At 31.2% G+C, this 23556-nt stretch carries 17 protein-coding genes; 11 read left to right on the top strand and 6 right to left on the bottom strand.

Going from position 1 to position 23556, the window contains the following annotated elements; genetic code table 11:
* Nucleotides 1-462: 462 nt before the first annotated feature.
* Nucleotides 463-3387 (bottom strand): DNA polymerase I, encoded by a 2925-nt coding sequence (polA, locus tag OXU93_RS00910; protein ID WP_267383961.1) that lies wholly within the window; start codon nt 3385-3387, stop codon nt 463-465.
* A 760-nt stretch (nt 3388-4147) separates the two neighbouring features.
* Between polA and OXU93_RS00905 the strand changes: the two genes are divergently transcribed.
* Nucleotides 4148-5494: a Mur ligase family protein gene (locus OXU93_RS00905; RefSeq protein ID WP_267383960.1), complete on the top strand. Its 1347-nt coding sequence runs from the start codon at nt 4148-4150 to the stop codon at nt 5492-5494.
* Nucleotides 5495-7017: 1523 nt separating this feature from the next.
* Here the strand turns inward: OXU93_RS00905 and OXU93_RS00900 are convergent.
* A complete protein-coding gene (locus OXU93_RS00900) occupies nt 7018-7863 on the bottom strand; it encodes a M48 family metallopeptidase (protein WP_267383959.1) in 846 nt (281 codons plus the stop codon).
* 200 nt (nt 7864-8063) lie between these two features.
* On the opposite strand from OXU93_RS00900, the gene queD reads away from it, so the two are divergent.
* The 5 genes from queD (at nt 8064) to OXU93_RS00875 (ending at nt 14440) form a co-directional block, all read left to right on the top strand.
* Nucleotides 8064-8450 (top strand): 6-carboxytetrahydropterin synthase QueD, encoded by a 387-nt coding sequence (queD, locus tag OXU93_RS00895; protein ID WP_267383958.1) that lies wholly within the window; start codon nt 8064-8066, stop codon nt 8448-8450.
* A gap of 739 nt (nt 8451-9189) precedes the next feature.
* A complete protein-coding gene (lysA, locus tag OXU93_RS00890) occupies nt 9190-10614 on the top strand; it encodes a diaminopimelate decarboxylase (protein WP_267383957.1) in 1425 nt (474 codons plus the stop codon).
* Nucleotides 10615-10672: 58 nt separating this feature from the next.
* Entirely contained in the window at nt 10673-11569 is an 897-nt protein-coding gene (cdaA, locus tag OXU93_RS00885) for a diadenylate cyclase CdaA (RefSeq protein WP_267383956.1), read from the top strand.
* A 1683-nt stretch (nt 11570-13252) separates the two neighbouring features.
* Nucleotides 13253-14002, top strand: coding sequence for a polyprenyl diphosphate synthase (gene uppS, locus OXU93_RS00880; protein ID WP_267383955.1), 750 nt, complete (start codon nt 13253-13255; stop codon nt 14000-14002).
* Between the two features lie 81 nt (nt 14003-14083).
* The gene (locus OXU93_RS00875; protein ID WP_267383954.1) at nt 14084-14440 is read left to right on the top strand and encodes a hypothetical protein; all 357 of its coding nucleotides are present in this window, start codon (nt 14084-14086) and stop codon (nt 14438-14440) included.
* A gap of 39 nt (nt 14441-14479) precedes the next feature.
* Here OXU93_RS00875 and OXU93_RS00870 read toward each other — a convergent pair whose 3' ends face one another.
* The 3 genes from OXU93_RS00870 to hisS all read right to left on the bottom strand — a co-directional run bounded on the left by OXU93_RS00870 (nt 14480) and on the right by hisS (nt 17709).
* Nucleotides 14480-14971, bottom strand: coding sequence for a nucleoside deaminase (locus OXU93_RS00870; RefSeq protein ID WP_416378772.1), 492 nt, complete (start codon nt 14969-14971; stop codon nt 14480-14482).
* A gap of 272 nt (nt 14972-15243) precedes the next feature.
* The gene (locus tag OXU93_RS00865) at nt 15244-15711 is read right to left on the bottom strand and encodes a hypothetical protein (RefSeq protein WP_267383952.1); all 468 of its coding nucleotides are present in this window, start codon (nt 15709-15711) and stop codon (nt 15244-15246) included.
* A gap of 720 nt (nt 15712-16431) precedes the next feature.
* Nucleotides 16432-17709, bottom strand: a complete 1278-nt coding sequence (gene hisS, locus OXU93_RS00860) for a histidine--tRNA ligase (protein ID WP_267383951.1) — start codon at nt 17707-17709, stop codon at nt 16432-16434.
* A gap of 924 nt (nt 17710-18633) precedes the next feature.
* Here hisS and OXU93_RS00855 point away from each other — a divergent pair.
* Nucleotides 18634-19422, top strand: a complete 789-nt coding sequence (locus OXU93_RS00855; protein ID WP_267383950.1) for a DUF2993 domain-containing protein — start codon at nt 18634-18636, stop codon at nt 19420-19422.
* Between the two features lie 77 nt (nt 19423-19499).
* Nucleotides 19500-20111: a GerMN domain-containing protein gene (locus tag OXU93_RS00850; protein ID WP_267383949.1), complete on the top strand. Its 612-nt coding sequence runs from the start codon at nt 19500-19502 to the stop codon at nt 20109-20111.
* A gap of 41 nt (nt 20112-20152) precedes the next feature.
* On the opposite strand, the gene OXU93_RS00845 is transcribed toward OXU93_RS00850, so the two are convergent.
* Nucleotides 20153-20920: a glucosamine-6-phosphate deaminase gene (locus tag OXU93_RS00845; RefSeq protein ID WP_267383948.1), complete on the bottom strand. Its 768-nt coding sequence runs from the start codon at nt 20918-20920 to the stop codon at nt 20153-20155.
* A gap of 390 nt (nt 20921-21310) precedes the next feature.
* On the opposite strand from OXU93_RS00845, the gene clpS reads away from it, so the two are divergent.
* The 3 genes from clpS (at nt 21311) to OXU93_RS00830 (ending at nt 23539) form a co-directional block, all read left to right on the top strand.
* Nucleotides 21311-21604, top strand: a complete 294-nt coding sequence (gene clpS / locus OXU93_RS00840; protein WP_267383947.1) for an ATP-dependent Clp protease adapter ClpS — start codon at nt 21311-21313, stop codon at nt 21602-21604.
* A 13-nt stretch (nt 21605-21617) separates the two neighbouring features.
* Complete coding sequence (locus OXU93_RS00835; RefSeq protein ID WP_267383946.1) at nt 21618-22445, top strand: CPBP family intramembrane glutamic endopeptidase; 828 nt, start codon at nt 21618-21620, stop codon at nt 22443-22445.
* A gap of 260 nt (nt 22446-22705) precedes the next feature.
* Complete coding sequence (locus OXU93_RS00830) at nt 22706-23539, top strand: metallophosphoesterase (protein ID WP_267383945.1); 834 nt, start codon at nt 22706-22708, stop codon at nt 23537-23539.
* Nucleotides 23540-23556 lie beyond the last annotated feature (17 nt).

Genomic DNA, 23556 nt, shown 5'->3' with positions numbered 1-23556 from the left:
CTATATTGTCATATATTTTAAAAAAACAGTTGCCATTTTTGATAGTAAAATATATGTATCGTTATATTGACTAATATTATTTATGATTAAATAAATAATATAAAGTGATTGAATAAAAACAGTTGATTGAAGAAACTATTCGTAATAATATATTTTAGCAATAAAAATTATATAAATTTAAAAAAGAGTTCAGATTACTATCTAGATTTTAACTAAAATATTTAAAGCATGTCTAACTATCACTATTTTATGGATTACAGAATCTATCGATAATTTAGAGAAGGAGTAGATAAATATAAATGTTATTAACTAACGTTAACATATCGCCATGTTGAGAGTATAGAAAATAGCTTTTTTATTTACATTCTAATAGGTGATCAATTAAACATCATAGTTAATTTAACTATAAACGTATTATTCTGGGTTTACCAAACTATAATTGGCTATAAACACTTATAATATTCACTTTGTTTTCATCCAATTATTACCTGAATAAATATCAACTACTAAAGGAACAGTTAAGATAACAGCATTTTCCATAGTTTGTTTAATTTTTTGGTATAACTCATTCCATTCCTCTAGAGGAACTTCAAAAATTAATTCATCATGAACTTGTAATAATAAGTTTGCTTGATAATGATTTATAATTTCTTGTATTTTAATCATAGCAACTTTAATGATATCAGCACTTGATCCTTGAATTGGAGCATTGGCAGCAGCACGTAATAATTGAGAGTCAGTATAATTGAGACGTAACTCGTTTAAGTTAATACTTGCTGGGTTAGTCCCTTTAAGTTTATTTAGACCGTCTGTTACAAAGTCAAAATATCGTCTTCTTCCCAGAATAGTTGTTACAAATCCCTTAGCAATTGCTTCTTTTTTGATATTTTCTAAATACTCAAAAACTTTAGTATATTGTTGATGATACTTATCAATAAATATTTTTCCTTCTGCTGTTGTAACTCCTGCCTCTCTGGCAAACCTCTGAGCCCCCATTCCGTAAATTACTCCAAAATTTATTGTTTTGCCTAGATTTCTTTCTTCAGGAGTAATTGTTTTTTTATTAAATAAAAGCTTGGCAGTTACAGCATGAACATCTTGCTCATTTCGATATGCTTCTAATAATACAGATTCTTGACTTAAATGTGCTAGAATCCTTAATTCAATTTGTGAATAGTCTGCTGATACTAATAACCAATTTTCTTTTGGAATAAATGCTTGACGAAGCTTACGAGAAAATTGAGAACGGACGGGAATATTTTGTAAGTTAGGATTGGAGGAAGATAGCCTTCCAGTTGCTGTTACCGTTTGATTAAAGTTAGTATGAATTCGTTTGGTATCGTCATGAACTAATACAGGTAAAGTGTCTACATAAGTAGACTTTAATTTAGATAAAGTACGATGTTCTAATATATAATTAACAATCGGATGATCACCTTGCAATTTTTCTAAAGTCGTATGATCGGTAGAATATCCAAGTTTAGTCTTACGAGATTTCTTACGATCTAAATTTAGTTTTTCAAATAAAATTTTTCCAAGTTGTTTGGGAGAACTTAAATTAAAATTTTCACCGGCTTCTTCGTATACTTGTTGTTCAATTAATTCTAAATCTTGTTGCAATTGTTGAGATAATTTATGTAAATAATTGATATCAATACGAACTCCTGTATCTTCCATAGCTGCTAAAACAGACTCTAAAGGTTGTTCAACTTCTGTGAGTAGTCTTTTTAGAGTTTCATTTAATATCAACTCTTCTTGTAATTTATCAACTAATAAATAGGTAATATAAGTATCCATTCCACAATAATTTGCAACATTTTTAATATCTAAATCGGCAATAGTTTTTCCTTTGACAATTCCTAAATCTTTGTAACTTATGGGACTAATTTGTGGTAAATATCGATGACATAAATCACTCAAATTATGACTCATTTCCGGATGCAAAACATAACTAGCTAACATTGTGTCAAAGACTACGCCAGTTAGTTCGATTCCTTGATGATATAAAACCAAACGATCAAACTTCGTATTTTGAAAAACTTTAGCGTATTGATTGTTTTCCAAAATTGGTTGTAATTTTTCTAAAACTATCTTTTTTTCTAATTGGTTTCCTTTTGTATGTCCTATGGGAATATAAGCTATATCCGTGGTTCTATAGCCCCAACAACAGCCAATTCCAACTAATTCGGCATCTCTAGGTTTTAATGAAGTTGTTTCAGTATCCCAAGCAACAAAATATTGAGAGCCAATATATTGTTTAAGTCTATCAACCAAATTATTTAACTGCTCTAAATCAATAATAATTTCTGGATATATTTGTAATGAATTTAAATTATTATTAGTGATTAATTGGGAAGAATTTTTAATAGATTTCTGGGCAGAGAATAAAGAAAGTTGCCGAGATTTATCTGTTTTTTCATCTTGAAGATAGTCATTGTAAAATTCTGTATTCTTTCCTTCAAAAATATTTTTTATATAGTTAATATTTCTCAAAAATTTATTCAGCTCTAATCTTTGCAATATTTCTTCTAGAGAAGATAAATTAAATCCATTTAATTGACATAAATTAAAATCAATTTTTATTGGTATATCAATGATTATCTTAGATAAGTTGCGAGAGTGTTCTGCGTCTTTGATCCCCTCTCTTAACTTTTTACTATTAGCACCTTTTATTTGGTCTAAGTTTTTATAGATTTCTTGAAGATCACCGTATTTTTTTAATAATTTTATAGCTGTTTTATCTCCAATTCCTTTAACTCCTGTAATACTATCCACTCTATCTCCACACAATGCTTTATAGTCAATGATCTGAGTAGGTTTAACTCCTATTTTTACCTCTACATCTTTAGAATTAAATTCTGTATACCCCTCAGAAGATAAACTCTTTACTTTATTTCTTTCTAAATATAAAACGCTAATATTTTTACTTTCATCAACTAATTGAAAAAGATCGCGATCACCGCTGAGAATTTTAACTTGATATCCCAATTTACTCCCTTGGTTAGCTAAAGTACCCAACACATCATCAGCTTCATATCCTGGAGAAGTTACAATTGTCACATTTAAGGCTTTCAATAATTTCTGAAGATTTTCAAGATCACAGATAAAATCTTCAGGAGTTTCTTTACGATTTGCCTTATAGTTGGCATCAGCTTTATGGCGAAAAGTAGGTTCTTGTCTATCAAAAGCAACTGCTAAATATTGAGGTTTTTGATCTTCAATAACTTGAATTAACGAATTTAAAAACCCAAAACAAACACTGGTAGGAATCCCAATAGAAGTCTGCAAAGAACCTTTTCTGGCTTTAGCAAAAGCATAATAAGCTCTAAATGCCAGAGAATGACCATCGATAAGAACTAAAAGTGGTAAAGATTGCTGATCTTGCATTATAAAAAAATAATATAGTTTCTTTTCAATTCTAACGTATTTTCTTTAAATAAATTTTTTATTGGTTGAACTTACAGTATTCAATATTTAATTATTTTGCTTAATTTATTGTCTATAAAAATATGTTGTTTATAGACAATTTATATATTTAAATCAAGGATATAATTTTTGATATATACCTTTAATTAAAAGCTAATTGCTAATTATATTTACTAAATAATATCTCCATAAATTATATATATAATTTATATAAAAATAAGCCAAAATATATATTTAACTTTTGCAAATATACTCCGAAATAAAAAGTAATTAAGCTATAGCTAAAAAATAAAGAAAGAAATCAGTAACAATAAAAATGTCTAATAATTAATTGGTTAACATAATCAATACAATACAATTAGTATTATTAATAAAATTTTAAAAAATATCATGCAAATAAACTTTAATTTAAAAGTAAAAAATTATTTTAAGCATAGAATAGCTATTAAATACCAATTCAAATAATAATAAATATTTTTACTAAAAATAAAGAATAGATACTTTACTTCATTTTCAAATTTTTTTGATTTAGTATCATGAGTTCTCTAAAAAAGTGGTATGGGGAGAGGATAATGACACAACCATAAGTTTAACAGGGCATGAGTCCGTAAAATTTTGCTAAGTCCACAAACCTCAAAAACAAGTCTTGATCTCTATACTCTTAACAATCTTCCTCTGATCGTTCATAATTCAGAGAGCATATACATATTGTAGTGAACTGATGAATCAAGTTGACCGTGTTCGTTTAGGGTTAGCAGTGGTAGTGGCTAAAACAGTGACCTCTATAGTGCGCTGGCTAAATTTAGGGGCGGCTAGTGTTTTACCTGGAGCAATCGCTCGTCGTCTTCATTCCAACTTATTATTCTTGCTGTGTGAACAGGTAAAACAAGGAGTTATTTTGATAATTGGAACTAATGGAAAAACTACTACGTCTCTTTTACTACGAACAATTCTTGAAAATCAAGGATTAAAAGTTGCTCATAATGAGACTGGAGCTAACTTGATCAATGGCCTATCCACTGCTCTGTTAAAAAATACAAATTTGCTAGGTCGATTAACAGTTGATTATGCAGTTCTAGAAGTTGACGAAAATATCGTATCCTTATTACTTAAAGAGTTTCAACCTCGAATAATTGTAGGATTAAATTTATTTCGAGATCAACTTGATCGTTATGGAGAAGTTGACTTGATTAGTCAACGATGGCTGACAGCACTTGCGCCTCTTCCTCCCAACACTACTGTCGTTCTCAATGCAGACGATCCGACTCTCTCCTATTTAGGTCAACAATTGTTGCAAAGAGTACGTTATTTTGGTTTAAGTGAACCAGATTTATATCTCCAGGAAATTCCTCACGCTGTTGATTCTATTTACTGTCCTCGTTGTGGTGCGACCCTTAATTACAAAGGTGTTTATCTTTCTCATCTAGGGGATTTTAGTTGTCCTAGTTGTAATTTTACGAAAAGTAAACCTGCGTTGTCTAGTAAAGTATGGCCACAGATATTGGTTGGAGTTTATAACAAATACAATACTTTAGCAGCTGGATTAGTTGCTCAAGAATTGGGGATTAAAATAGAACATATTTTTAATAGTATTAGAGACTTTAGAGCAGCTTTTGGACGATCAGAGGAATTGAGTATTGAAGGTAGGAATGTCCGCATTTTATTATCAAAAAATCCTGTAGGAATGAATGAGACAATACGTACTGTTAATGAATTAAAAGTTAAGGGACAAGTTTCTACGACTTTAATAGCATTAAATGATCGTATCCCCGATGGAACTGATGTCTCTTGGATTTGGGACGTAGATACGGAAAAATTAATTAATCTAGGAGGTAATTTAATTATCAGTGGTGATCGTGTCTATGACATGGCACTGAGATTACAATATAGTCAAGAAACTTTTACTAATCGCCAAAATTTAGTTGATTTAATTGTGGAAGAAAACTTGAAAGTAGCTATCCAAACTGCTTTGGATTTAACTCCTCTTAATGGAACTTTAAATATTATTCCTACCTATTCTGCCATGTTAGAAATACGAGGCATTTTAACAGGTCGTCGAATTCTCTGAATAAGTTAAATTAACACAATAATTAGTTAAGATTATATATTTTTCATAGTGACTTAAATAATAAAATACAATGTGTAATATTTTATTGTAATTAGCTTCTTCTAAGCTAATTAATAGAATGAGACATGTTTGCTATTATCATACTAGCAGTAAACTTAATCTCGATAAGATTGAGATTAAGTTCAACCAGAATACTTTTTCAATAAAACATTACTTAATATAATTATTACTTATTCTTTGATTTAGAATAAAAATCATTATTATGGAATTGCTCTTGTTACAAAATAGGTATTATATGTTGATTAGGTTTATTATCTAACTGTAAACCATTGTTTACTTTTCACAAAGTAAACAATGGATATGATTTATAGAAAATGACATTAATTATTATTATAATATTTTTTGTATTGCATTAATTAACCATCACCTTTACTATATCTGAATTAATATTGCTTATTAATTTTAGAGAAAGCTATTTAAATTAACTTATTTTAATGTTTATATATCATATTTATGAGTATCAAAAACAAAGTGCAAAAATTAACTTTATAACTTTTATATTTTTCTCTTATTCAAAGCTTTTGGCAATAAATATAAAAGTTAAAAGACAAAAAATATTTACTAACAAAGTTTTTATTTTTTTATAATGAATGAATTTAAACAATGGTAAGATTGTGTAGACTATTTATACCTAAATATCCAAATTAAGTATATATTAAAAAGTTGTAATTAATGAAAATGAAAATTAAAATTAATGTAAAAAGCCAAAGTATGTAAGCATTAGCGAGTAATAAAATTGCTGTGATTTAAGAAAAAATAAGTTATTATTATATTCAAATAAAACATGGAATCAGAAATTACAAAAAACAAAATAATATAAATACTTATATAAAAAAATTTTTTTAGAACTCAAATACTTAAATCTGTACTGCGTACTGTAAAACTAGCTAATCTTAAATTACTAAAATAAAAAACTTAAATAAATGTTTTAAAAAAACTGTAGATTTAAACTATTTAATTGGGCCAATTAGTATCAAAATATTATTTATCTTAACGTAAAATTATATAACAATTAGGTTAAGTATTTAATATATATAAATAATTGTCTATTTTAACTAAATCAAAACTATTTGAGTAATATAAGATATTAGCCGTCAGTTGAAGTGCATTAATAAGGTAGCTTGTAAAATGCAATAAAATATTTGATCGTTTATTTTATTCTGAAGTGTATTGAACTAGCATTTTTCGGGTAATTCTATATTAGAGGTTCAGTATAATTATCATTCGTATATATTATCTATATAATTCCGCAGTTATTATATAGATAATATATACGAATGATAATAACAACTTATTCTTATTAATTAAATCATATATTTTTTTAAAAAATGTAATCTTTGGGAAAATATCTATAATAGAGTACAAAATGTATACACAACAGCTCAAAAATATTAATTATTAATATTCTTATTCTCACTGTAGATAGTTCATAATTTCTCTATTTATTTGATAGGGTTACATATTTATAAAAAACGACGAAAATTTTGTTGATAGCTTTGATTATCTAGACCATCCCCTTGATATAGTCGTGTGTCATTAACAGCCCGATTTAATTCTCTCACTCGCTCTGATGTAGCTGGATGGGTACTTAAAAAGTCCGGAGCGGAAGTCCCACTTTTTTGTATTAATTTCTGCATAAAAGTGACCATCCCAATAGGAGCATATCCAGCATTTATTAAGTTTTTTACACCTAATCTGTCTGCCTCTAATTCAGCTTTTCTGCTATAGGGAAGATTAATTCCTAATTGCACTCCTAATTGCACAATAGTATTTTCTCTTAAGCCTGCCGCTGATATCAACCCTTTAGAAAGAGCAAGATCCCGCATTTGGTTAATAGAGTGACGAGCAGTGATATGGGCAATTTCATGGGCAACTACACTGGCTAATTCAGCTTCATTTTCTGCTATTGAAATTAACCCTGTATTAACGTAAACAAACCCTCCCATTGTCGCAAAAGCATTAATAGATCCATCCTCAACTACCTGAAAAGTATAAGGAAGATTAGGACGTTCACTGATGGGAACTAACCGTTGTCCAATACGTTGAACAGCTTGATTTAATTGAGTATTATGAGAGAGGGTAAATTTACCTGAACGAATTAATTCATCATTGATTTGTTGAGCAAGTTTTACTTCTTGAGAATCAGACATAGTGGTTAGTTGCACTATCTGCATTCCTTGGAAGAATAAATTTAATAAAGATTGACTATGACTCGACTGAACACCAATTGTAACAACAAAGGTGGTCACTAATAATAAAATACAAGGATAAACCCAATATCGATGAATTATAAAAAAAAATCTAATCATTTTAATTAGGTAGATAAGTCAGATTCAATACGAAAGTAAATTATTTTTAGCATATTGCTTATTACTAGATTTATGATAATGTGTATATTACGCTAGTTGCATTTTCTATTTTTAGTTTAACCATAATTAAATTATGGTTATCATTAGTGTAACTTTTTCCAGTCTTTATAATCAACTTTAATAAAAGTTACGTCATTAATATGAGTGTTGATAATTGGTTAATTTATAAAGAGTTTCGCTTTGAGGCTGCCCATCGATTGCCCCACCATGATGGCAAGTGTCGTCGTCTTCATGGTCATAGTTGGATAGGGAAAATTTACTTAAAAAGCGACCATCTAATTCAAGAAGGAGCTAAACAAGGGATGGTGGTTGATTTTCACGATATTGCTGAATATTTGGATCCTTTATTAGAACAGTTTTTAGATCATCATTACCTTAACGAAACGATGGAATTAGAAAGTCCCACTTGCGAAATGATTGCTAAATGGATTTTTAAGAAACTTGAACTGGCAGGACTACAAGGGTTAAAAGGGGTAGAGATCCAAGAGACTTGCACTTCTGGAGCAAAATTTATTAAAGGTGATTAACTGAACCGATAGTTAAATTGTCAATTGGTATAGCTCTACTAAAAATAAGTTGAATTAATATTAAAAATTTATTTTTAGTAGTTTGTATTACTTGTCTGTCTGTTTTTTAAGACCTTTTAACTAGAAATAGTCTCAAAATCTAGTAAATAGTTTTTAATTATCTAATTTACTCTATCTTTAATAAAATTAAAAGTAACTATTGAAACATCTCTCATGTTTTTAAACTCTAGGATACTTAGATATAATTTGATTATTAATAAAAAAGTCACTAAGAGACAAAAAATATACTTAATAAAATTAAAGTTTAGCTAGATTATATAGATAATATAATACAAAAGCAATAAAGTTAAAACAAACTCGCTAATTCAGTACTTTTCGTTCTATTCAAAGAATAGATAATGCCATATATTCCTCTTACAAACTAATTTTAGAACAGTTTCTGCGTTACTCTTAAAGGTTAATAACATACATAAGTTGAACTTACTTAATGAAAGGTTTTTGGAAGCATCACCGGGGAGAATAGATTAATCATCAAAAAAAAGCTAGATAGTTAGGAAGTTAACAAAATCCCAACACCACACAAGAGATTCGATTGTAGACTAGATACAGGGAATCGTAGCGTCAATGAAATTATAAACCTCTGGGGTTTTGTTATGAGGGGACGCTCACTGAATCTCTTCCTTTAGTCTTACTTAGGACTAGACTTTACATATTAATACCTATCGATCAACCGTGAACTATGTTATCGACAGAGCAAAGGAAAAGCCGTTCAGGACAAGACTATTTAGAGAAAGGGACTCTAAAAGAGGGTGAACGATCACCGAACCAATCATTATTGCCCCTAACTGCTAAGATAAATAATCATGATTGTTTAGAAATTGGCGGTTGTGATCTTAAGACCTTAGTTAAACAATTTGGTTCTCCTCTTTATGTTCTCGATGAAGTAACTCTTCGAAGTGCCTGTCGTCAGTATCGGGAAGCTTTTAACCGTCACTATCAAGGACCTTCTAAAATCATTTATGCCTCTAAAGCTTGGAGTTGCCTAGCCATTACTAGTATTGTCGCTAGTGAAGGATTAGGATTTGATGTTGTATCAGGAGGAGAACTGTACACTACCCTTAATGCTCTAGAGAAAATGGGACTCACCTCTGAACAAATTGCTCAACAGATTTACTTTCACGGCAATAATAAGTCCCTTGCAGAACTAAAATTAGCTCTTGAGGTTGGTTGCACTATTGTCGTTGATAATTGGTTTGAATTAAAAACTTTAGCCAAACTAGGTAATCAAACTGCCTCTATAAACATTCCAATCCTCGTGCGTTTTACTCCAGGAATTGAATGTCATACCCATGAGTATATTCAGACAGGACATTTAGATAGCAAATTTGGATTTGATCCTCACCAACTCGATACTGTTTTTAACTACATTAGTCAACAATCATGTTTTGATTGCCGGGGCTTACACGCCCATATTGGCTCTCAAATTTTCGAAGAGCAACCTCATCAAGACTTGGGGGAAGTCATGGTGGAGTTATTTCAAAAAGCTCAAAGTTATGGGTTAGTATTGCAAGAATTAAATGTTGGCGGAGGTTTAGGTATCCGCTATACGGAAGATGATGATCCTCCCAGTATAGAACAATGGGTTAAAGGAGTGAGCCAATCCGTAATGAAAGCCTGTGATAGTCGTCAATTACCCTATCCTCAACTCATCGCTGAACCCGGACGTTCTTTAATAGGCTCAGCTTGTGTCACTAGCTATACTATAGGCAGTCGCAAAGAAATTCCCCAACAGCGGACATATGTCGCTGTAGATGGTGGAATGTCTGATAATCCCCGTCCCATTACCTATCAATCGCTCTATTGTCTGGTCGTAGCTAATCGAATGTCAGAAACATGCACAGAAACTGTTACTATCGCTGGCAAACATTGTGAGTCAGGAGATATTCTGATTCACAATGTTCAGTTGCCTCAAACCCGACCAGGAGATATTCTGGTAGTGATGGGGACAGGAGCCTATAACCATAGTATGGCTTCTAATTACAATCGTTTGCCCAGGCCAGCTGCTGTCTTAGTTAAAGATGGAGAGGCTAATCTAGTGGTAAAACGAGAAACCCATGATGACCTAATTCGTCAAGATCGCCTCCCTGAAAGGCTATTATCTTAAATTAAGTCCCTCATTGCTTGTTATTTTGATTGATCCTTAATCTCTACCATCCTCCATCATGTCGGGTGATACTCCTGGCCCTCGCTGGATCCCCTCTGGGCTGATCCACAATGGCATTGATATTGCATTGGTGCTACTACTTACCTATTTAATTCTTCTCGCTATTGGAGAACGTCGTACTCTCTGGATAGTGCGAGGGTTAATTATTTTGATGCTAGCGCAAGTGATCAGCCAAAGGCTCCAACTTAGGCTGCTCGAAGTTGTCCTGGATAAATTAGTATTAGGGGCTGCCGTTGCTATGGCAGTAATTTTTCAGGGAGAATTCCGACGATTTCTTGAATTATTGGGGCGTGGACAAATGCTGCAATTATTTCAACGACGACGTCCAACTCCCAAGCCTGATAGTGTAGTTGATGAAATTGTTGATGCAGTTAAAGAACTCTCTCAAAATCGAACAGGAGCATTAATCGTGCTAGAAACAATTGCTCCTGTAGATACAAGAGTGTTTGTGAATCCAGGGGTTTCCCTCAACGGTGAAGTATCGAAAGAATTACTTCAGACAATTTTTCAGCCAAAAACCCTTTTACACGATGGAGCCATTTTTATTCGTGGGTCACGTATTGTTTCAGCAGGAGTGATTTTACCCCTATCTGAACGAACTGCTAATCGACAATTAGGAACACGACACCGCTCAGCAATGGGCATTACGGAACGGGTCGGTAATTGTTTATGTGTTGTGGTCTCTGAAGAAACAGGCTCAATTTCTTTGGCCCAAGGTGGAATACTTAATCGTCCTTTAACTAGTAGTAAGTTAAAAGAACTTTTAGAAGAGAAATTTTCTTTACTTGTCGAGCGAGAATCTGTAGCACCTGGTTTAGGACTGGTCAGTCGTACTCTCGGTTCACAAATCCGAAATTTGCTTGTCTCTTCAAGATCTAAAAAAAATCGGAAGTAATAATTAAGTGATAGATTATTATTATCCAAAAATCAAGTTTCACTGGGTCTATAATTTAAAATAAAATCCTGATATTTAAGTTTTGAAACTATTATACATAAATTATTTAAGCTATTAATAGTCCGCTACTATTAATGTTATTGCCAAACAAGACTAAATCTAGATACCAAAGTTTTTAGAATCTAAAGTTCAGTAAAGTAAAACTTTACAAAATGTCAAATAATAAGTGTAAATAAATACTAGCATATAGTGCCAATTATATAAACTGAGGAGTTTTATTGTCATGGTTGTATAGAACTAACTATCTTAAATTGGACAAAAAATGTCAGGTTAATAAACAAGTAAATTAAAAATTAATTTACTTGCCAAGTATAATGTATAAGCATTTCTTTTAATTAGCTTTGATTTACTGTATCATTAGTGGTATACTACTGCCTATACTGTTTCTTATTTAGAATAAATAATAAGTTATTTAAAACTACACTTAAAATTCTTATTGTATAATTTATTTAATTTAATCCATATACTTTTTACTGTTAATACCAATTAACTGATTTTATTTCATAGTTCTGATACTCAGAATAATTGTTTATAACAAGCTATTATAGTTCTCTTAAAGTAAGGTCTTTAGAGAACTAGGGATATATTTTATTAAATTTAATTCTAGTTTTTTTAACCTGAATATTGACAATATTAATTATTGTTATATGAGCAACTAATATTTACTTGCTTGGTTCTAGCTATTTCAGACTAAATTTTACTATAAATGTACACTTACCTATTTATAATAACAAGAAATAATTTATATACAAATAAAGTTTAAATATATTATTGACTTTTACTATTTATAAAATTATGTTAAAAGTACTTTTCCTAAAAAGCACATTATTGTAAAGTACAAAAAATAATGAATCACAATAAAAGTAGTCTTTTATTTTTATATACAACAATAAAAAAATTAAATTTACAAATTATATAAAAAATAACTATAGAGGTTCAAATTAAGATTAACAAATAAACCTACTTAAAAACATAATAAATCCATTTTAAAAACTGATATATTTTTAGGGCAAAGGCAAAGGCATAAATATGAAATAAAAAATATTAAATGATAAAAATATGCTGTTCTAAAAAAATCCAGACACAATATATATTTTATTTATATAAATCTAGAGTTAGATTGATGCTAGTTGAGAAAAATATTCAGATCTTATCTAAAAATAAATAACTACTATAGTAAATTAGTTTAGTTTAAATATTAAAAATAAATATGAAATAGCTTTAGCTATTGGTAAAATTTGCCATAATACTATCCACGTAGTTATTTTAACTTTTAACAAAAATATTATTAATAATAAAACTTTAAATATAAACTTTTGTCATTACATGACAAGTCAAACAAAACAATATTTGTTAGTCAAAAATTTTAGCTATTATGTTTAGCCGCTATGGTAACATACTATGGAAAAACCTTATGAGCTAATTTAAAGTAATCCCTATTGCCATTAGAGTAAATATACAGACTAGATTAGACTAAAATAGTCGACAATATGGCAGAAAGCAGATTAATAATAAAAGATAATTTCTTCCATATAAATACCATAGACACACCTTTTAAAAGGTTTTCTAAAGTACGGGGAAGTAGAATCAGTCCCATACAATAAATTGCTAGATAATTAAGAAATGACTCTTAAACTCATTGTCTCAAAGGATTTACCGACCGATCTCGATCAAATTCGTCTTCCTAAACACGTAGCGATAATAATGGATGGTAATGGACGCTGGGCTAAACTTCGTGGTCTTCCTCGTATGATGGGGCACCAGCGAGGCGTGGATACCCTTAAAGATTTACTTCGTTGTTGTCGTGACTGGAGAATCCCTGCATTAACCGCTTATGCTTTTTCTACAGAGAATTGGGGAAGGCCTCTTGAAGAAGTAAAATTTTTGATGACTCTATTTGAACGGGTATTACGTCGTGAACTGCGAGAAATGATGGAAGAAAACGTTAGAATCTCTTTTGTAGGCAATTTAGAGGTTCTTCCTCCTTCATTACAATTAGAAATAAACCGTTCTATGAACGATACTCAGGACAATACAGGAATCCAATTTACAGTGGCCACCAATTATGGTGGCCGTCAGGAGATTATCCAGGCTTGTCAAACGATTGCTATTCAAGTCCAAAAAGGTCTTTTAACACCAGAAGAAATTAATGAATCTTTATTTGAGCGCTATTTATATACTTCAGGAATTACTCATCCTGATCTTTTGATTCGTACCAGTGGAGAGATGCGAATTAGTAATTTTTTACTTTGGCAATTAGCTTATGCTGAAATCTACGTCACCCAAACCCTCTGGCCGGATTTTAATCGAGAGGAATTTTATAAAGCTTTACTAGCCTATCAACAACGCGAACGGCGATTTGGAAAAGTTTAGTTTAAATAAAAAATATTATCTCCGGTGAAAATACTACATCTAGTTTATAGTAACTGCAAGGTGTTCGTTATTTAATTATTTATGTTAATCTCTCATCAGGATAGACAGAATTCTATAAAAGTAACCAAACATCTTCCTAAACTCTCAGAATTTGAGCGACTGGAAGCTGAACAGAAGAGGAATATATTGCTTTTAATAGAGAATTTGATAGAACGAGAAGAAGCAACTTTTAAGATGATTATTGATTGTCTTTATGATGTTGGGTCAGCAAACTTAATCAATAAGAAGTTTTCTATTCGTCCTGTTAACCATATTATGAAGCTAATTGCTAAATTTTCTAGACCTGGATTTCGCTTTATAGCCTTTTATTGGATGCATAAAAATACTCCTAAACTAATTACTAATTTACTTTTAAAAAAAATAAATAAGTTGGGTTAATCATTGTTAATCGTAAATTTGTTATTTTCTGCTAGACTTTTAAACTTTTTGTCGTCGTTTAGCAAACCATTTTTGTAAACCTTGACGACATTCATTTTCATAAATACCCGAAATAACGGCTAAACGATGGTTAGAACAGTAACTGTCAGGTAAATTTAGTACTGTGCGGATAGCTCCTGACTTAGGATCGTCACATCCATAAACGAGTAACCCTAAGCGAGATTGAATAATTGCCCCGGTACACATGGGACAGGGTTCAAGAGTAACGTAGAGGGTACAGTCTTTTAAATTCCAAGTATGCAATATTTGAGTAGCAGTACGGATGGCCAGAATTTCCGCATGAGCAGTGGGATCCTGGTTAGTTTCTTTGCGATTAGCTGTCTGAGCAATCAAATTTCCTTGACCATCAACAATGACGGCCCCTACGGGAATTTCTCCTATTTCTCCCCCTTTTTGTCCAAAGAAAAGTGCTTTTGCCATCCAATAACGATGAGTGTGATAAAGATTTTGGTTTATCAATTGAGTTAACAAAACAAGAAACAAAAAAATGAAGAACAACAAGTGTTGACCTAGTCTTAAAATATTAATATTTTAAGACTAGGTCAACAGTATTTTTGATTGCCATGATAGATAGTGTCATCTTCAAACTATTAAGCTGAGTCTAAACAGTGCAAACTCCACACTCTGAGTCTTTACGACGAATACCTATATAATGTTTTAGATAAGGCAATTAATATATTAATTTTCGTAAAGTACTATTTAAGAAAGAGAACTAGAAAGACTTAATTATTTCTATGAATTATCTATATTAAGCTATGATTATATTTAGTAGTTACTGGTAATGTAATCGCTACAGAATTTGGTTTTGTTTTTTCTACTAATTTGAATTTAAATTGATAAGAATATTTATTTTCAATATTAAATAATTCGATAGTATAATCAACTAGATAGTGTTCATTACTATAAATCTGAAAAGGATGGCGAGTCGTCGTAGCTTCTATCATAGAATGTAGTAAAACTTCTCCTGATAGGTATGGAAGATCTTCTAGCTTATTTGGGATAACTAATCTTTGTTTAAATGTATACGGTAAGTTTACATCGACTAGACTACAGTCTATTTTAATAATTATCTCATCATTATAAGGGTGTCTTAGTTGATAGCAGAGTTTTGCCGTTAAGGATAGTCCTTTTCTAGGATTTTGTACTGTTATTTTTCCTGAAATAGTAATAGACTCATCTGGGTTTCTCTGAAACGTATCTTGGTCTAACATGAGATGAAAGGTCGGTGCTATTATTTTATCTGATAGAGATAGTTCAACAAAATTCGGATAATTTTGTTTATAATTTATTTGACATTTATTGATCAATGGCTCTACTTTTTTCTGTCCCAGTTTTCTTGATTTATGTGGATATAACTGGGCTATATTATCAGAATAGCCGTTAATGGAGTAAGTATTATCAATTCCTAATTTACTATTACGATCAGACTGAAGTAAGCATTTGGTTCCTCCTTCTATAGAAATTAAACCTGTAGTTCCTTCTTCTATGGGAATATCGTTAATAAGATTTCTAGAACAGGTTAATTTTGCATCAAAAGAATCTTTATTAGTTACAGTATTTGAAATCTAAAGTTTTAGAGTTTTTACCAGGTTTCACCAAGTAATTCCGACATAATATCACTACGACAGCGGATTTCGAAAATTACAGCATTTAATTCTCTAAATGCAAAAATCATCACCAAGCCTTGTGGATTTACACGACGAAAATAGTGTTGAGGACTATGTGCAGAGTCCTCAACAGTTGGGTTTTTATGACTGATGCGAACCTCAAGATCACGATTGAGGTAATTGGAATTAGCAAGAAGACGACAAACACCTGGCTTAATCTTAAAGGTTAACGTAGAAATGGAAATCCATTGATGGCTGCCTTCTTTTTGAATTAGAAATTCTCAAGGTTTCATTGCCACTTATTCTAGATGATTGCCCGTATGTTTATACGTGTCTGGCTAACTGTTCTTTAAGTTCTCCAACTTGACTCATCAATTTCTCTTGGGTCAAAAGTATCTGTTTCTTGCTAGCCAACCATTTTAATTGAACAGTTTGAGTTTCAGCTTCTATATCCCCTAAGATAAGACAGGCGATCGCTCCACTGCGATCAGCCCGCTTGAATTGTTTCCCAAAAGCACTGCCACTAAGATCTAGTTCTATGGTTAATCCTTCCCTACGTAACTTTTGGGCTATAATCAGAGCCTGACCCTCGGATTTTTTGCCTTTAGACACGATATAGAAATCAGGGGAGGTACTTGGGATGTCTTTAATTTTTTTTAATAGAATTATTAGGCGTTCCATTCCAATCGCCCATCCGATAGCCGGAATATTAGGTCCCCCTAACTCAGCAACTAAATTATCATAGCGACCTCCCCCGCAAACTGTTGCTTGTGCACCCAGATCCTCCGATTGAATTTCAAAGGCTGTATGAGTATAGTAATCTAAACCCCTGACAAGACAAGGATTTAGTAGATAATTAATATTTAAGTCTGTTAATAGTTGTTGAACTTGGTCAAAATGTTTTCGAGATTCATCTCCCAAATACTCAATAATGTTGGGGGCATTTTGATTGATCTCTTTTGTCCGTTCATTTTTACTATCTAAAATACGTAAAGGATTTCTTTCTAGACGATCTCTAGAATCAGAATCCAACTCGTCTTTGTAGGGAAGAAAATAGTTAATCAATGCTTCTCGATAATTTTGTCTATCATTGCGATTACCAACAGAATTAAGATCTAATTTTAAATTTTGTAGCCCTAGTGTTTTGAGAATATCTGTTGCTAAGGCAATTACCTCCACATCTGCCCTGGGCTCACCACTACCGAATAATTCTAGTCCGATTTGATTAAATTGCCGTTGACGGCCAGCTTGAGGACGCTCATAGCGAAACATTGGGCCTTTGTACCATAATTTTTGTATCCCTCCTATGGTACAGAGATTATTTTGTAAAAAAGCACGAACCACACCAGCCGTCCCTTCTGGGCGTAAAGTTAAGAAACGATTTCCCCTATCTTTGAAGGTATACATTTCCTTACCCACTACATCAGTAGCTTCTCCTATACCTCTTTCAAACAACGATGTCTGTTCAAAAATAGGGGCGCGAATTTCTTGATACATTGCTCTACCAAGAATTTCCTTGGTAACGGTTTCTACATATTGCCAGTATCCAACTTCTGCTGGTAAGACATCTCGTGTTCCTGGTGCTGTTTGAATGATACCCATTGGGGCTGCACTTAAATTCCAAAATTTATGATAATGTGATATCAATTATTATAAAGCAATAAACTATCAACACATATTAAATAAATTATCAGTTGTTATTTAAATCAGCTTTTATAAATAAAAAGTAAACACATACTGTATTAATAATGACTTTTGCTAAAATTAACAACAGAAATAAATACGTATTCTAACTTATTTTTGAAAACTTGTAATTCAAGAAAGGGTAGATATCTAATTTCTATATTTATTTTTTAGATAATTAGTTTGTTTTTTTTAGTCTAACGTAGAAGTTTTTTAAATAATTATTATTGTAAATAAAATATAATTTCACTACTGTACTTATCTTATGTCAACGTGACTTAATTATGATTTGTGTAAAAGTTTAAAAATAATTAGATACGCATTTTTATTATTCAATTGTTTTTCGTTATAATTATACTAATTGTATTTTAATGACTTCTATGTGTAATACTTTGTATTAAATAAAGTATTTTTTTACATTTTAATAAATACTCTAGTATCATAAAGTTACAGTCAATATAATGAATTTTTTTGCCACATATTAGCGTTTCTTATACAATATGCAAAAATAAATTTTTTAGGGGCATTCAAACTTTACAAAAAATATACTTTTAACTTCTATCGCTTGAAATTAAATCATAGTCAGCTTAAAAAAGCTTTAATTGCTTAAATTTTTGACTACTTAAAATTATAATTACTTCATGTTCTATATACTGTATTCTTTATAAGAACAATACTTATACTAGAGTTTACTCTATGATATTAACTGAGAAAGTATGTACTATTTTTCTCTCTTTAAAAAGAAGTATTCAATTATATAATGTGAATAATTGATAGTTTTACTGTCATAAATTGTAAATCCTAAAAATTAATTAATTATCCATAAAAATTAACCATAAAAACATGGAATTTTTTACATTATTTTTATCAAGTATTTTAGTAGTTATTTCTCCTATCGGTTTATTAGTTGATACAATTGTAGCTGATGCCATTCGTTCTCAAATCAATGATGTTGAAGAATTAGCAGTTCGAATAGATAACACTCCTAATTATCAATCAATTCAAGGAAAAATTGATAGAGTTCGTATTGCTAGTCGTGGAATAAAGCCCATTAAAAATTTTAGGATAGAAGTTCTTGAATTAGAAACAGACTCCGTCGATATTGACACTAATAATCTACAAACTAAAGATATTAAAGAAATTAGAAAGTCTTTACGCAAACCATTACAAGGTGGATTACGTTTGATTCTTAAAGAAAGAGATATTAATCAAGCGCTACAATCAGACGAAATCAGACAAACACTACAAAAAACTATTAATAATATAGTTCCTGAACAGGTTCCCAAATTTAGGATATTAAATATTTGTATTGGATTTAAACCTAAAAATCGTTTAGGAATCAAAGTAAAGTTACAGCAATTAAAAAGATTTGATGAGAAAACTACAGATGAAACTATAGCACTAAGTTTGGAGGCAGGATTTAAAATTAAAGATGGACGATCAATCCAAGTTCTTGAACCAAGGGGTGAATTAAATGGCAGAACTCTATCAAAAAAATTTTTAAGTCGTTTTCAGCAATTTGATTTAGGTATCCTAGAAAGACAAGGTATTATTACTAGACTACTAAAATTAAAAATAGATGAGGAAAGTCTCGCTCTTGTCTCTTTTATCCGATTAGAACCCTTAAAATAAAAGGGAGAATCTAAAAAATAGTAACCTGATTACCAAATACCACAAACCTTGATTGAAAATCATAACAGGAGATAACTATGGATAATCGCCATAATAATCATGAAAAAAATCGTTTATCTATTGGATTTATTGGTGGAATTATAGTCGCTATTTTAGCGACAGGAAGCGTAGCAACTTGGTGGTCACTCAACACTTTAAAAACATCTAACGACCTAACTAAAATTTCTACCGAAAGTCCAACAATTGGAGACCAGATTAAAATAGAGCTGGGACGAGTTTACTGGTTAAATGACACAGGTGACCATTTTGAATTGTTAGCAAGACCAGTAATTGTCGATGAATCAACTGACAATAAAGAAATATTACAAACTGCTCTAGAAAGTTTGCTAGCAGGTTCTACAGAACCTGGGCAAATTACCACAATTCCTCAAGGAACTGAACTATTAAATCTTATTGTAGACAGTGAAGGAGTAAAAATTGATCTATCTCAGAAATTTACTACAGGAGGGGGTAGCGCATCTATGACAGGTCGTTTAGCTCAAATTCTTTATACATCCACTAGTCTTGATCCTAACACCAAGGTTTGGGTAACAATAGATGGACAACCTTTAGAAATTTTAGGAGAAGAAGGGTTAGAAATTGAACAGCCGATAACCCGTCAATGGTTTAATGAAAACTTTGAGTTATAGTTATGATTATCAGAACTATTTAAAGGATCATAACTATTTTTTTATAGTAAATAAGCTGAATTTTTATCCAAAAATAAATCTGCATCAGAGTGTTTGCGTAAAATTGAAGCAGGGCAGTGGGTTTCGATATGCTTTCTAAGCATCGTTTTAACAATTTTTGCTTTATTTTTTCCAAGTGCAAGACAAATAATTTTACGAGATGATAAAATCATAGGAATAGTTAGAGTGATGGCATATCTAGGAACTTCATTCAGGTGAGAAAAATGTCCCTGATCAACTTGTACTTGACGGGTTTCTTTTTCTAGGCGAACTAATTTAACCCAATAAGCATCATCAAATTTAGCAACAGCGGGTTCATTAAAAGCTAAATGTCCATTAGTTCCAACTCCTAAACAACACAAGTCAATAGGTTTTTCTTGTAGAAGTTCAGTATAGCGATTACACTCGTTAATAGGTTCTAAAGTGTTTCCTTGAATATAATGAAATCGTTTTGGGTAAACTCGCTTTTCTACTTTTTCCTGGAGATAGTGACGAAAACTAGCTTGGTGTTTTTCGTTAATACCTAAATATTCATCTAGATGGAATAGGGTAATACGATTCCAATCTATCTTTTTTGTGGCAATCAAAGCATCAAGAAACTGTAACTGTGAGTTTCCCGTTGCCAATACTATTCTCGCCTCTTTCTTTTCTTTTAAGACCTTTGACAAGTATTTTTGAGTGATTTCTGCCGATTCTTTAGCTAATTCTTTTCCAGTTTTAGAAATATAAACCGAAAGGGTATCAACTTTAAATTGATATTCGGATGTCATTAATAATTATAAAACGCTCTCTAGTTCCATTCTAACGTATAACTTAACTTTTAGAATTAATCTGTTTTTTGGGTAGTAGATAAAGTTTAATAAAATTAGAATACAGTAGTTAACATTTTTTATTTTTTAAAATTTACTTGATAAGAAGTAGTAGTACTATAGATGTAGTATTATGTTGCTTATACTTTTCGTTGTGTAAAACTATCACTTATCTCACTTAACAAATATAAAAATTAATCAGTTTTGATTGGTGGATAGTATTTATTTGATGAGTAAGATATACTTAAGTCTAGATTTATTTTTAATACCTGATATCCGAATAGTAAGATTGACTAAGTCCTTATATGATTGAAATTTTTACAAGAGTAGTTCAGCGAAAGGAGGAACTCTGTGTCTACTGAAGTAATCGAAAGACGATCATCATTTAGTAAAAGTATTCGAAAGCCAGCCCCTCGCTATAGAGTTTTACTCCATAATGACGACTTTAACTCTATGAAGTACGTAGTTCAGACTCTGACGCAAACAATAGTAGGGATGACTCAAGCACAAGCAGTTGGTATTATGATGGAGGCTCATAATAATGGGACAGCTTTAGTTATTACCTGTGCTTTAGAACCCGCTGAGTTTTATTGTGAAACTCTTAAAAATCACGGACTGACTAGTACTATAGAACCAGACGATTAATCTCATTTGTCATTTGAAACCTAACCTTACTCGTATTAGCTATTACCCAGCACCGATTCGGATAGGAATTTTTGCTTTCATCTTATTATTATTGTGGATTCCCGTAACAATTCCTGTCCATTTGATATTTGGGTCTAACCAAAATTTGACAACAGTTGTCAATATAGTTTTTCTATATTTAGAGTTTATCGGATTATTGTTTATTTGGAATAGGAAAGTTTATCACAATTTTTATTGGTGGAAACAATATGGATTAGTTTTAACTAAAAAAAATGGACTTGAATTATTACAAGGATTAGGTCTTGGCTTAGGATTTACTGTCAGCCTGTTTATTATAGAATCAATTTTAGGATGGGTTAACTTTTCTATTCCTTCTCTAAGAATTGTTAAGGTTGTTATTGAAGGATTATTAAGCGCTTTAGGTATTGCATTTGCTGAAGAGTTATTATTCCGAGGATGGTTGTTAGAAGAATTAAAATTCGATTATATATCATCAACTGTATTGTGGGTTAATTCTTTACTTTTTGCTGGATTGCATTTTATTAAACCGTTGGCAGAAATTATTAGAACTTTTCCACAATTTCCTGCTTTATTATTCTTAGGACTAATTTTAGTTTGGGCTAAACGTGGGAATGAAAACCGTTTAGGAATTTGTATTGGTTTACATGGGGGATTTGTATGGGGTTTTTATATCCTAAATGTAGGCCAACTCTTAGACTACACGGAAAAGATATCTCCCTGGATAACAGGAATTGATAATAATCCTCTTGCTGGAGTAATGGGATTATTATTTTTTGGAGTTTTAGGTTTTTATATGAGAATAAAAGCCAATATAAAATAATTGTATTAAGGATACAGAAACCGGTTTATACAGATATTTTAGTTACATACCAATTTAGTTGCCTCTGGCAGATAGTCAAATATTAGTTCAAACCAATAAAAATTGACTGTAACTACTATAAATAGTATCAATTTGTGTGAGTATAAACATTTATTATTGTTAATTTACTATTTATATATAATTGAAAGTATCTAGTTTATTGGACATGTTTCAGTTATCTTATAGACGATGTTCTCCTTCTCTATAGGCTCTTAAATATAATGTTATCGCCAATTCTAATTGGACCCTTGAAAATAGAACGTTTGAATATTGCAATCACCGATTTATCCACATCTTTAGTAGGCACAAAAATCACTCAGCTTTCAGACTTACACTACGATGGATTGCGTTTATCGGAAGACTTATTAACTGAAGCAATAAAACTAAGTAACAATGAAGACCCTGATCTAGTATTACTGACTGGGGACTATATTACAGATCAACCTAATACTATTGATAAATTAGCTAAGCATTTACAATATCTCAAAAGTCGTATGGGAATTTATGCGGTGTTAGGTAACCATGATTACTATCATCATCAGGCTAAACATTTGCTAACTGAAGCATTAACTAATATTGGTATTATAGTTCTCTGGAATGAAATTGCTACCCCACTAGGTGACGACTTACCGATTGTAGGACTTGCTGATTTTTGGTCACAAGAATTCAACCCAGAACCTATCATGAATCAATTGCCATCCTATATTCCTCGTTTAGTATTATCTCACAATCCAGATTCAGCAGTAGTTTTACAAAGATGGCGAGTAGATTTACAGTTGTCAGGTCATACTCATGGAGGACAAATTAATATTCCTTGTCTAGGACCTGCTCCAATTTTATTGGACAAAATATATCAATATACTCCTAAATATTTACATTCCTGGATTCCTTTTATTAAAACCCATTCTAGGATAGTCAAACATTGGCAATGGGCCCAAGGATGGCATCAAATTCAAAAAAATCAACTTTATGTTAATCGTGGATTAGGAACCTACTTCCCTGGAAGACTATTTTGTTCTCCCGAAGTGACTTCTATTACGTTAATTACCCAGTAATGTAAGTTAAATACAAT

Origin of the sequence: Cyanobacterium sp. uoEpiScrs1 (assembly GCF_947331815.1) — a bacterium.
In the GTDB taxonomy this organism is placed as follows: domain Bacteria; phylum Cyanobacteriota; class Cyanobacteriia; order Cyanobacteriales; family Microcystaceae; genus Rippkaea.
This window is presented reverse-complemented; position numbering and strand designations above follow the sequence as displayed.